Origin of the sequence: Sulfidibacter corallicola (assembly GCF_017498545.1) — a bacterium.
In the GTDB taxonomy this organism is placed as follows: domain Bacteria; phylum Acidobacteriota; class Holophagae; order Acanthopleuribacterales; family Acanthopleuribacteraceae; genus Sulfidibacter; species Sulfidibacter corallicola.
In genome coordinates this window covers 11,122,407-11,134,644 of record NZ_CP071793.1, presented here as the reverse complement: position 1 = coordinate 11,134,644, position 12,238 = coordinate 11,122,407, and the positions used below count along the sequence as shown (strand labels likewise).

Annotated in this window: 7 protein-coding genes; 5 read left to right on the top strand and 2 right to left on the bottom strand. The window is 57.2% G+C overall.

What is annotated here, in order from left to right:
• Positions 1-64: 64 nt before the first annotated feature.
• A complete protein-coding gene (locus J3U87_RS32985; RefSeq protein ID WP_237380128.1) occupies positions 65-1,333 on the bottom strand; it encodes a patatin-like phospholipase family protein in 1,269 nt (422 codons plus the stop codon).
• Between the two features lie 677 nt (positions 1,334-2,010).
• Between J3U87_RS32985 and J3U87_RS32980 the strand changes: the two genes are divergently transcribed.
• From J3U87_RS32980 to J3U87_RS32960, 5 genes are all read left to right on the top strand, one after another.
• Positions 2,011-3,789, top strand: coding sequence for a serine hydrolase domain-containing protein (locus tag J3U87_RS32980; protein ID WP_237380126.1), 1,779 nt, complete (start codon positions 2,011-2,013; stop codon positions 3,787-3,789).
• A gap of 62 nt (positions 3,790-3,851) precedes the next feature.
• On the top strand, positions 3,852-4,292 hold the full coding sequence (locus J3U87_RS32975) for a tetratricopeptide repeat protein (RefSeq protein WP_237380124.1): 441 nt from the start codon (positions 3,852-3,854) through the stop codon (positions 4,290-4,292).
• A 431-nt stretch (positions 4,293-4,723) separates the two neighbouring features.
• Positions 4,724-5,623, top strand: a complete 900-nt coding sequence (locus tag J3U87_RS32970) for a glycosyltransferase family 25 protein (protein WP_237380123.1) — start codon at positions 4,724-4,726, stop codon at positions 5,621-5,623.
• A gap of 385 nt (positions 5,624-6,008) precedes the next feature.
• Positions 6,009-6,560 (top strand): RNA polymerase sigma factor, encoded by a 552-nt coding sequence (locus J3U87_RS32965; RefSeq protein ID WP_237380121.1) that lies wholly within the window; start codon positions 6,009-6,011, stop codon positions 6,558-6,560.
• A complete protein-coding gene (locus J3U87_RS32960) occupies positions 6,557-7,423 on the top strand; it encodes an anti-sigma factor (RefSeq protein ID WP_237380119.1) in 867 nt (288 codons plus the stop codon). Before J3U87_RS32965 ends, J3U87_RS32960 begins: the two co-directional genes overlap by 4 nt.
• A gap of 454 nt (positions 7,424-7,877) precedes the next feature.
• Here the strand turns inward: J3U87_RS32960 and J3U87_RS32955 are convergent, their stop codons facing one another.
• Positions 7,878-12,173: a hybrid sensor histidine kinase/response regulator gene (locus J3U87_RS32955; RefSeq protein WP_237380117.1), complete on the bottom strand. Its 4,296-nt coding sequence runs from the start codon at positions 12,171-12,173 to the stop codon at positions 7,878-7,880.
• Between the last annotated feature and the right edge of the window lie 65 nt (positions 12,174-12,238).

The window sequence follows — 12,238 nt, the reverse complement described above, 5'->3', positions numbered from 1 at the left end:
CCGCTTTTTCGTCCTGGATGGACGCGGACGATTGTTGAGCAAAAGCAGCCTGGTAGTGTGTGATTTATGGTTTGCGGTATTTTTGGATATATTGTTTGAAATTCCATGTTTTTAATTTCTCGAGCGTCGCTTTGACTCCGTTGAGAAAGAGATGAATTTTTTCATCTGACGTGATGTCGAAATCAGTAGTTTTAATGGGATATTTTTTCCCGTTAAGATCCACCCAATTGCTGAGGCGAATGATGCGTGCCTCGGCGCCAGGATGATTGTCGATGTATGCTTTATCACCATACACCTGCATGGTTTGGTGCATGGCCATCACCAACTCGGCTAAATTGTCGATCTCGTTGTCCTTTCGACTGTAGTTATTTGTGGCGCCTTTGGTCTCGTCGATCAACAGTCCGAACGTCGGGCATTTGGGTCTCACGTTTCCTTTGGTGTCGTACAGGGAAAGGGGGAAATTTGAGACGACACCGCCATCTACGAAGGTAATGTTCGTATCCGATTTCCAATTCGAAGCTCTCGTGTGGAAATCTTCCAGTGTGAACGGCTCGAAAAAGATGGGTATCGACATGGTTGCCCGTACCAGGTCGCTTACGTGGATGCCATCGGGATTTTTGAAGTACATATGCAAATCCCTGGGGAATACGGCTTTTCTTTGTTTGGAAATATCGGCTACGATGAGTTGAAATTCACAAATTAAATCTTGCTTGATTTGAACCGTATCCGGTAACACATCAATGTGCGCTTTTAGTTGTTTTTCCAGCTCTTGGCATGTGAAGTGTTGGTGCTTGTTCAATTCAAAGAGAATATCCGAAATTTTTTCTCTAAAAGACTCGCCAGGATTGATACCAAGGCTGCCGAAAAGATCATTGATGTTTCTAGTGAGGGCCAGTGCTCGTTTGCCGCGTTTGAAGAACCTTCCGAAGAAGTTACCGCTATCCACGTTGAGAGAGTTGAGCAAGGCCCGTGCATCGCTGCCGCCATCGACAAATTCATAGAAGTCCAAGCTGGTCAAATGTTTGATGACGGCATCGGATTTCACCTCAAGGGCATGATTGCCGGCGGCTGCGAGTAGAATCGCGTTGATGGCCCCGGCTGAGGTGCCCGCCACCTTGCGAAAGCGAAAGCCGAGTCGCTCCAGCGCATAAACGCTACCTGCGGTGGCGATCCCTTTGACCCCGCCGCCTTCCATCACCAAATCAATGAACCCGAGTTTTTCTCCGTTGTATTCGACCACCAGATCGGTGGCATCGGCGATTTTGAAATTTTGCTTGAAGGCTGTGATCTCTGGTTCTGCTTTCGAGATTAAATCTTCTGGTTTCAACGACATGGTTGTCTCCCTACTTTTAAGATATCCATTGGAGCCAGTTGTCCTCTCGAGTTTTGATGCGATGTAGTATTCGTAAGTCGATTAGGACTAATCGTCAAGTTGTGAGACGTGTTTTTTCGTGAGGGTGTGAATTTTTGGGGTTTGGGCGAGAGCCGGGCGCACCAATTCCCTTCTGGTAATTTAAGGAGTGGCAGTAATCTAATCAAAGTATGCCTATCTACCTTTCAAGTGTTGGTTCCCGAAATTGTTTCATGCCGATTGCCTCTGGTTCTTTCAATCGTAGTTTTGATTCTGGTTATTGATCGAAGCCGGCAGACCAAACCGATCCATCTCAGGAATACTATTCGAAACTGGCTACGTCGGCGATTAATTGGATCGCTTTCGAAACTTCCCGATGAATCATGTTCGCTTGAAGCTGGAGGACGGCGCCAACCTTGGTGCGTTGCGGAGCCGGGGATCCTGTCAGGAATTGCTTTCGACGGCCGTAACCTTTTTCTGACGATTTTGGCCTGGTTTTTGGCGGTAGTGAGAGTAAGGCTATTTATATCAGTGGTTTGAAGATTGGATTGTAATGTGCCTCTTGGGAATGTCGCGACTTGGGAGAGGTCCGCCACTTGGACCGAGCGCCTTCCCCTCGCTCCCAACTTCAAATTTCACCGAAAAGGAAAAAGACCCGTATGAATCGCTTTTATTGGCTACCTGTGATGATGCTCCTCGCTTGGCCATTGTGCGGCCAAGACCACCGCACCTTCCTTCCTCACTTCACGAATCGAGCAGGCGTTTGGGAAACCCATGTCAGTCTTCACAATCCGACGTTGACCGCGCGCAACCTCCGCATTCTGGCCTACGACCACGAAGGTCGGCCAGGCGGCGACGTCTCGCTGGCGCTGGCCGCTTCCGCGACACACGCGGTCTCGATCACCGAACTGTTTTCCGGCGAGAATCCCGAACGTGGCTGGCTCGAGATCCGATCCGATTCTCCCCAAATCACGGGGCTGGTATGCTTCACCTCGATCTCTGGCGGTGGCGCCACCAGCTTGCCGCTCATCTTGGAAGGCCAGCGACACCTGGTCTTTCCCGGTTTGGATCATCGCCCGAATTGGCACCACGGATTCGCGATTACCAATCTGACTGATGAACCCAACCCCCTCGTTTTGGAAGCCCTGAACGCGGCTGGCGAACGTGTCGCGGTCGAGACACTAACCTTGGCCGCGCACGCCAAACAGGTCACCATGGTGGCGGACTTTTTCGAGGCGCCCCCGGAACAGGTTGCGGTGGTGCGCGTCAGTGCGGCTGCCGAGATTGGCGGCATCGCCCTTTCCTTCAGTGGCAGTAACCAGCAGATCGTGGCCGTGCCGGCCAAGTCGTGGCAGCCCGGAGAGGGTAACGAGGCGGTGGGAGAAGCGCTGCAGGCCCTGATCGACGGGGTGCTTCGCGAAAACGAAATGATTCCCGGCCTGACTCTCCGAGTGGAATCGCCTTCTTCGGGACTGTCATGGCACGGCGCGTCGGGCCTCGTCGATCCCCTTCAGGACGCGCCGCTCAGTGCCCAGCATCCGTTTCGCCTCGCCAGTGTCACCAAGACCGTCGTGGCCTCGCTGGCGTTGCTGCTGGCGGAGGAAGACCTGTTGGACATCGATCGACCGGCGGCGGATTACCTGCCCGCGGGGAAACTCGACGGCCTGCTCGTCATCGAGGGTCAGGACTACAGCGATCGGATCACCGTCAAGCAGTTGCTCAACCACAGCAGTGGTCTTCCTTATGCGGCCTTCGACATCGACAACGATGGCAACGATGTGGGCGACCTCTTCGAGCGGGTGTTCGCCCAGCCCGAGGAGCTGTGGACGTTTGACAAGCTGTTGGCCTATGTGAAAGAAAACGGCTCGGCGGTCGGCTTGCCAGGGGCGGGTTACCACTATTCCAATTTCGGATACGTGTTGCTTGGCGCGGTGCTGGAGGGGGCTGGCGGCGAATCACTCCACCGCATGCTGCGCGAGCGGATCTTCGACGAACTGGGCATGGAAAACACCTGGCTGGAGTTCGCCGAACCGGGGCGGAGTGCCTTGCCGGTTGCCCATTGCCTGATCGGCGAAACCGACTTTACCGGTCACCACTCGTGGTCGATTGCCGGTGCCGGTGGCAACCTGATCAGTACCACGAATGATCTGGCCTTGTTCATGAAGGCGCTGAACAACGGCGGTCTCTTTCAGGACTCCGAATCGATGGATATGATGACCACCTACATCGATGCCGGTGAAGACGGTTACTACGGATTGGGCCTCAACCTGTTCGCCGTCGGCAACGGATTGACCTTGCTGGGCCACGACGGCTTCACCGGGTCGTTCATGATCTACTGGTTGGAGCGGGACCTGTACGTGATCGGGACCAGTAACCAGGTCGCCTACGAATACTGGGACCTGATGGCACTGGTGTTCGAGAAGCTGGGTTACCTCTGAAGGCTGGGGCCGCCATGGCGGCCCCAACTCTTTTCGAAAAACACGAGCAAGCTGGATAAAAGATGGCCCAAACCCTCGGTAACGCGGGTTGGGCCCACCATCATCTGGGCGAGTCCCGAGCGGCGATCGAACACTTCCAGCGCGTCTTGGCGCTTCCGAAATCCCTTCACGAGAAACGAGGCCCTCGGACGACCTTTTTCCATTGGAGTGGGGGCCAGGTCTACCGAGCCGGCGAGCATTCGGTCGAGACCGGGGTGACCTGTCGCGATGCGATCTCCCTGGCCGATCGGTGTCTTTCGATCGGGCGGGTGACCAGTGCGCAAATCCGCGAGGCCCAAGCAGACGTGAAGGTGCAGTTTCGGGCCCAGGCCCCGAACGGACAGCAACGACGGCACCGGAGAGAAGCGCCCACGGGCCCGATGCCCAAATCGGCGCGAACGGTGATCTCTCGCCTGTTTCACCGTTTCGGTCGGTTATTTTTTTCGAGACCCGAAGCCGATTGACCTTTTTTCGATCATTTCCTAAATCATGGGTTCGCGCGAATTTAGATGGAAATTATTTGTGTATTTCACCTCGTTTGTATTGAAATAGCGCTGAGATCGCTTGCGGCATTGATGTATTTGGCTGTGGCGAGCTTCGATACGTGCCTTTCTCATTCCTTCGTTTTTATCGATGAGGTCACGTCTTTTTCTTTTTTTGATCGCCTTGAACTCACAATTCCGTTTCTCTTCATCCAATCTTAAGGATGGATGTGCAGGATGAATTTGTGACGGCGCAAAAACATGCGAGATGGAGAATGTGTTATGAATTCAGCTAATGGCCTGCACAGGATAACTGTATCCGGATGTCGGCCCCTGACCTCTGTGCGCCCCCGACAAGGGCGGAACGGCAACCTCGTCGAGGCTGTCCGGCAGCGGGGGAGGGGGGTGGATCGTTGACCGAACCGACCTCTCCCGACCTTCGTTCGTTCAATGCCTTTTTCGACCACATTTACGTATTGACGCTGGATCGCGCGATCCAGCGCCAAACAGAAATCGCCCGAGTGCTGAAAGGGTTCGATTGGCACTTTTTCCGAGGCGTCGACAAATTCGATTTGGACGTCGACGCACTGATTCGGGATGGCCTTTACGACGACAAGCGGCACCGCCACACCAAGCGAACCTCGCGTCCCATGAGCCTCGGCGAAATCGCCTGCGCCATGTCTCACCGCGCGATCTATCAGGACGCCATCGACAACGGCTACCGGCGCATCCTGATTTTCGAGGACGACGTGGCGCCGGACATCGCCAACCTTGCGGCGTTTTCGGAGACGGTGGGCCAATTGCCCGACGATTGGGAACTGCTGATGCTGGGCTATTACAGCGAGAAGTACCCCACCGCGAAGACCCGCTTTCAGGAACAGGTCTACCTGACCTACCACAAGTTGGGCCTGTTCAATTGGCACAAGGTGAATCGCAGGTTCCTGGAACGGCTGTTGATGCGGCCTTACAGTTCGGAACTGTACGAGATCGGCAAACTGGTGGGCGGACACGCCTACGCCATGACCCAGTCGGCCTGCCGCAAGTTCGTGGATTTCCAGACGCCGATTTTTCTCCAGGCCGACCGGGTATTCAACTACTACCAGGCGGTCGCAGACCTGAAGGCCTTTGCCGTGAAACGGAAGATGTTTCATCCTTCCGACATGGCCGAACAATCGCTGATCGGGTACCCCAACAGCTTTGTCAAAGCCCAGAAACTCCTGGCCGGTCTCTTCCTTCCCTGGGGGCGATCCGAGCCCGGCGAGGTGAATCTGGTTTCGTCATCGGGTGAGAGTTTTCCCAACGAATCCCAGTGAGGAACCCCGCCGAGATCTCTCGGCGGGATTCCGCGGTTCGCGGTCGAGGCATCGCCTTGGCGTTCCCGTCGGGGTTCCCGGCCTGAGCGGTGGCCCTGCGGATCCCGGTTGTTCGATATATGTGTCGTTCCATCCTGCCCAAATGGGTTCCGTTGCTGAGTCGGCGAGGATTTATCGCTATAATGGCGGCGTTACCCGAATTCGATCGTTCTCCCCTTCACAAGACCGACAAGCCCCGGACCCGAAATCGGTTTGCGCCCAGAGCACGTGCCCCCAGGTCGAGTTCTTGGATGCTCCCGGACCACTCCCTCGGGACGAAAAGCTGTCCCGGTCCGTGCCGCCCGCTTTCGGCGCCACAGTTTCAACATCTTCCATTGGAGTATCCATGACCGCGATACCACCCCTGCTACCGCGGATCGCGCACGGCGATCAGGCGGCGGTGAAGCTCTGCATCGAGCGCTACGGCGGGTTGATCTGGTCCCTGGCCAGGCGGCTCTGTCCTGCCGATGCCGAGGATGCCGTTCAAGAGATCTTCATCGATATCTGGAAAAACGCGAACCGCTTCGACCCGGAAAAATCCTCCGAGAAAACCTTCGTGGCCATGATCGCCCGGCGACGACTCATCGATCGAGTGCGTCACGCGGGCCGGCGACCGGAGCAGGTCGGTCTGGCGGATACGCCGGAGCTCAGCCGACCTCCCGGTATGGAGGAGGCCACCGATGTGGCGATCGCCTCCCGCGCCATCAACGAAATGAATCCGGACCAGCGCCGCATTTTGTGGTTGTCGTTGCACGCCGGCATGAGTCACGCCGAAATCGCCGAAGTGACGGGCACCGCACTCGGCACCGTGAAGTCGCATATTCGTCGCGGTCTCGTCACCATCCGGGAGAAGCTGAGCATGATGGGCAAGGAAACGGAAAGGAGGGTTGCACGATGACTGGAACGAACCCTCAATACTTACAGGAACTCATTGCCGACCAGGCAACGGGCGATCTCGATCGTGCCGGACGCATCGCGTTCGAAGGCTTGCTGACCCAGCAGGGCAGTGGCGAGGCCGAGGCGGCCGAGCTGGCCGTCGCCGCCGCCATGCTGTGCTTCGAAGACGAAACAGCGGCCGAACTGCCGAACGAGCTGCGCGATGCACTGGTTGCCGATGCGGACCTCTTCTTCGGTCAGGCCACCGACGAGCGTCCGGCCGCGCCACCGAGAGATGCGACGGAACCGGCTTCCGTCACGCCATTTCCCGGCCCCGAAGAGCGCGAGCGGCGTCGTGGCCTTTCGCCGATGGTGGCCGTGACCGGATGGCTGGTCGCCGCGGTGCTGGCGGCCATCGCCTTTCTGCCGGAGGACCGAACCACGGAGCCGGTGGTGACGCCGGAACCCACAACCGAGCAAATCGTAGCGACCTCTCGCGAAGACCTACTGCGTTCGCGGCCGTCCCTGACGCCATTGCCCTGGAGTGCCACCGAAGACGACGCGGCCAAGGGAGCCAGTGGCGACGTGGTGTGGTCGGCCGACGATCAGACGGGCTTCATGCGGATTCGTGGGTTGGCCGCCAACGATCCCAGCCAAGTTCAATACCAACTGTGGATCTTCGACAAGGATCGGGACGAGCGCTATCCCATCGACGGCGGAGTCTTCGACGTGCCCGCCGGTCAGGATGAAGTGATCATTCCGATCCGGGCACCGCTGGACGTGCTCGATCCACAACTCTATGCGATCACCGTCGAACGTCCCGGCGGCGTTGTGGTTTCCGCGCGCGAGCGCATCGTGCTGGTAGCCAAGCCCAGCAGCGGTTGATCGATACCCGACATGGCCCGGGTCGAACTTCGCGGTACGACTCGGGCTATCGGGCCTGGCTTCCTTCCTGCGGGAGCGAATCCGATTGGCGTGCCCGAATGCCGAGAGATGCGCCATGCCCGGCAGGTTGGGTCGCTGGCCCGACATTTCGAAATGGTCCAGGCTTCGCATTATAGAGTGATAAAAGAGCGAAGCAGATTGGTACAGCCAGTGGCCTTTCCGGTTCGACCCAAACTGGCGTGGCACAACGGCCGTGCCACACCGGCCGTGCCACACCGGCCCTGCACGCAACACATTTCGAAATCTCTGTTTCTATCGATGTTTCGCTCTTTGGCGTTTCGTATCTGCGCAGCCTTGATCGCTTCGATGAGGAGGGGGCGTCGGCACGGTGACCATCCATGCACGGTTCGAAATCACCATTCGGTCGAACATCCCGTGAAGGGTGCGGATGAGCCTAACGGTGACGGTTTTCGAGCGGGGAACGGCCGTTGGTGCCACCTTTCAAAACGGCGGTCAAATCATCGATATCGATGGGCTTCGTGAGGTAGTCGTCCATGCCGGCTTCCAGGCAGGCCTCGCGGTCCTTTTGCATGGCGTTCGCCGTTAGCGCGACGATTCGGGGTTGATGCGCCTGTTCTCCAAGCGCCCTGATTTCGCGCGTGGCCTGGAGGCCGTCCATCTTTGGCATCTGGATATCCATCAACACCAAGTCGTAACGACGTTTTTGCATGGCTTCCAGCGCTTCCAATCCGTTGCCGGCCCAGTCTGCCCGGTAACCCATTCGTTCGAGCAGGGCGGTCGTCAGTTTCCGGTTGATGGCGTTGTCTTCCACCAGCAAAATGTCCAATGGGAAACGTTCACCCAGCGTGTTGTCAAACCGGGAAGCCGGAGCCGTTCGTTCCTCGTGAATCACGCTCGTACCACGCAACGCTTCGCACAGTGCCTGGCGGTATTGGGCCGGCTTGACGGGTTTACCGACCGTCCCCGAGAAAAGATCGTTTTCGATGCCCTCTCTTTGCCGGAGCAGGGGAGTCAATCGGAGAAGAGCGATCTCTGGTCGCCGGTTTTTGATGTCCTCGGCCAACCGCAAGGGATCGGTTGCCGACAACTGTATATCCAAGAGCACGATATCGGGATTTTCCCGTTCGATACACGCGAACGCCCCTTCCTGCGAGGCAGCCTGACCGACCCGCATTCCCCAGTCGCGGGCTAGGCGGGTCAACAGTTCGCGATTGAGGTCGTGGTGTTCGATGACCAGGAGGCGCTTTTCCTCGAAAAGGCCCGCTGTTTCTTCCCGACGATCCGCGGTTTGTCCGGGAACAGTGCGTCCTCGAATGCTGAAGGAAAAAACCGATCCCTCCCCCTCCTCGCTACGAACCCACATCTCACCGCCCATCTTTTCACTCAAGAGCTTGCTGATGGTGAGCCCCAAACCCGTGCCCTCGTATTTTCGGGCATTGGTGGCATCCGCTTGGCTGAATGGTTTGAACAAGTTGGGGAGGTAACTTTTCGGAATGCCGATCCCCGTATCCCGGATCGAAAATTCCAAATGGCAAAAACGGTTCAACTCGCCTGGACCCCCCTCGGGTTCGAGTTCCGCCCTGATTTGCGGCGCTTTGTCGCGCCGCGCCGCCATGGTCAAGACGACCTCGCCTTTTTCGGTGAATTTCACGGCATTGCTCAACAGATTGACCAAGACTTGCCGCAATCGGGCGCTATCACCGATCAACCGTTGCGGCATCATCGATTCGGGATGGAAGACGAATTCCAGATCCTTTTTGGTCGCTTCGGGGGTGACCACATCCAATGCACCTTCCACACACTCCAACAGATTGAAGGGCTTTTCTTCCAAGACCAGCTTATTCGCCTCGATCTTCGAAAAGTCCAGAATCTCATTGATCAGGTGGAGCAGGGAGATCCCGCTCTCCCGCGCGATCTCCGCGTACTCTTGTTGTGCGGGATCCAGTTCGGTGGCTAGCAGCAGCTCGTTCATACCGATCACCGCATTCATGGGGGTGCGGATTTCGTGGCTCATGTTGGCGAGAAACCGGCTCTTTGCCTGGTTGGCCGCCTCCGCCGCCTCCTTGGCCTCGGCCAATTGGTTGGTCCGTTGCGCGACTTTCCGTTCCAGGGTTCGTCGCATCAGCGCGGCCATTTTTTTCTTTCGATGGACCAGGTGAGCGGCCATGAGGAGCATCCCACACAGAGCCGACACGTAGAGGCCGTAAGCCCACCACGTTCGCCAAGGGGGAGGCGACACGGTCAATCTGAGGGAGGTACCCTCTTCGTTCCACAACCCATCCTTATTGCTGGCCTTCACCCTGAATAGGTAAGTGCCCGGATCCAGGTCGGTGAAGGTGGCAAAACGCTTATGGGCACCGGTATGGACCCAGTCTTCACTGAAACCTTCCAACTTGTAGGCGTATTGGTTTCTTTCCGGGCCAGCGTAGTGAAGAGCTGCGAATTCGAAGGAAATCAAATCGTCGCGGTAGGAAAGCTCCAACTCGCGGGTTTCCTGGATCGGCTTGGCCAAGGGCGAACGCGCCGCCGTTCTTCGAAGCGGGACGGACCGATTGAAGAGGAGAAAATCCGTAATTACCACGGGGGGCGGGAACGGATCCTCGCCCTTCACCCGTTCCGGGAAAAAGCTGGTCAAGCCGTTGGTGCCGCCAAAAAACATCTCACCGGAGGGGTTTCGGTAACATGACCCGGAGTAGAATTCATATCCTTGCAGGCCATCCTGGGGTAGATAGGTCTTGAATTTGTTCGTGGTGGTGTCGAGCCGGGCGAGGCCCCTGGTGGTACTCACCCATAATCCGTCGTGGTCATCGCCGAGGATCCCGTAGATCACATTGGAAGGAAGGCCGTCCTTTTTCCAAAAGATTTCGAACCGCTCGGATGCGCGATCCAGCTTGTTGAGCCCATTGTCCGTGCCGATCCAGAGAGCGCCACCGTTTTCGTCGCGAGCCTCGTGAAACACGTTGACCCGGGAGTTGCTGAAACTATGGGGATCACCGGCCTCGGGCCGAAACACGTCGAAGTGTTCGGTTTCCCGGTTGAATCGGTTCAGGCCGCCGCCCCAGGTGCCGACCCAGAGTACGCCGTCTCGGTCCTCGTAGATCGCGTTCACGATGTCGCGGCTCAGGCTCGCCGGGTTGCCTGGTTCGTGTCGGTAGCTCCGGAAGTGCTTTCGGTCGGGATCGAGCCGATTGAGTCCGCCCTCGTTGGTCCCGATCCACAGTGTTTCCGAACGATCTTCGTAGAGAAACCAGATCTCGTTGTGACTCAAGCTTTGGGGATCGGCAGGATCATGACGATAAATCACGAAAGTGTCCGAGTCGGGATCGAGCCGATTGAGGCCATCGTCGGTGCCGACCCACAGCGTGCCGCTCTTGTCTTCGAGCACACCCCAGACCTGGTCGTGGCTCAGGCTGGAGGGATTGCCAGGCTCGTGGCGGTAGTGCTTTACGGTTCGGTTGGTTCGGTCGATCCGGTTCAGGCCACCGGATGTCCCGGCCCAGAGCACTCCTTTTCGGTCCTCCCAAATGTGCATGACATGGTTTTGGGAAAGACTGTCGAGATCGGTCGGGTCGTGGCGGTAGTGTTTGAAGCGCTCGCGCGCCAGATCGAGCCGGTTCACGCCGCCGCCGGTTCCGAACCAAAGCACGCCCGTCCGGTCTTCGTAGATGTGGTATATCGTGTTGTGGCTCAACCCGTGTGGCGTGCTCGGGTGATGCCGATAGTGAACGAATTCGCCGGTTTCGGGATCGAAGCGATCCAATCCGTCGTTGGTCCCGATCCAAAGGTGCCTGGATCGGTCTTCATGGATCCACCGGATCCAATCGTTACCGATACTGCCCGGGTCGCCCGGATCCCGGCGGTAATGGAGAAAGCCGGCTTCCGGTGAGTCGGGATCGAACTTGTTCAATCCGTCACCGGTCGCGATCCAAAGATGGCCGTCTCGATCCTGGTGGATCGAATAAACCATGTCGTGGCTCAAGCTGCGGGGGTTGCCGGGATCGTGCCGGTAGGTCACGTAACGACCGCGAGGGGAGTCGCCCGATGCATCGCCCGGATGGGACTGATCCGGCTCGAAGTGGCGTAACCCGCTTGGCGTCGCGATCCAGAGCGCTTTCCGATTGCTGCGATCCGTAAGGATGCATAGAATTTTGTTCAGGCCCGAGAAGTGTGGGATGACCGCGTCATCGACGTACCGATCGAAGTGGCCATGTGCCCGATCGAACCGATGCAACCCGTTGCCCGTACCGATCCAAAGCGCGCCCTCGGGATCCTCTGCAAGGGAATAGATGGAGTCGTCGCTCAAGCTTCGGTGGTCGGTCGGGTCATGAAAATATCGCCGAAATTGTTCGGTCTCTGGATCGAATCGATTCAACCCGTGGTTGGTGCCGATCCAAAGCGCGCCCTCCCGGTCTTCGTGAATGGTGCGGATATTGTCATCCGTGAGGGAGGCGGGATCTAACGGGTCGTTGGTAAATACCTTGATTTTATAACCATCGTAGCGGTTCAGGCCACTCTCCGTGCCAAACCACATGAATCCTTTGGTGTCTTGAAAAATATGAATGACGAAGGTCTGGGAGAGGCCCTCCTCATCGCCGATCCGGTCGAACCGCAGGTACTCGCCCTGGCCGAAAAGGTCGAACGGCGAGGCCAACGCCGGTAGCATCGCCAAACACAGGATCCAATCGCGAATTCTCTGAGAGTTGACCGAGCCGTCGCCGGGGAAAATCATGAACCCACCCGTAATATGGTGAATAAATCCTGAGTCGCGATGGTGTCATTCCCATCCAATTTACG

What these genes read in the sequence shown, in the direction of transcription:
- J3U87_RS32960 (WP_237380119.1), top strand. Translation starts at nt 6,557, where the DNA reads ATGACTGGAACGAACCCTCAATACTTACAGGAACTCATTGCCGACCAG.
- J3U87_RS32985 (WP_237380128.1), bottom strand. Translation starts at nt 1,333, where the DNA reads ATGTCGTTGAAACCAGAAGATTTAATCTCGAAAGCAGAACCAGAGATC.
- J3U87_RS32955 (WP_237380117.1), bottom strand. Translation starts at nt 12,173, where the DNA reads ATGATTTTCCCCGGCGACGGCTCGGTCAACTCTCAGAGAATTCGCGAT.
- J3U87_RS32965 (WP_237380121.1), top strand. Translation starts at nt 6,009, where the DNA reads ATGACCGCGATACCACCCCTGCTACCGCGGATCGCGCACGGCGATCAG.
- J3U87_RS32980 (WP_237380126.1), top strand. Translation starts at nt 2,011, where the DNA reads ATGAATCGCTTTTATTGGCTACCTGTGATGATGCTCCTCGCTTGGCCA.
- J3U87_RS32975 (WP_237380124.1), top strand. Translation starts at nt 3,852, where the DNA reads ATGGCCCAAACCCTCGGTAACGCGGGTTGGGCCCACCATCATCTGGGC.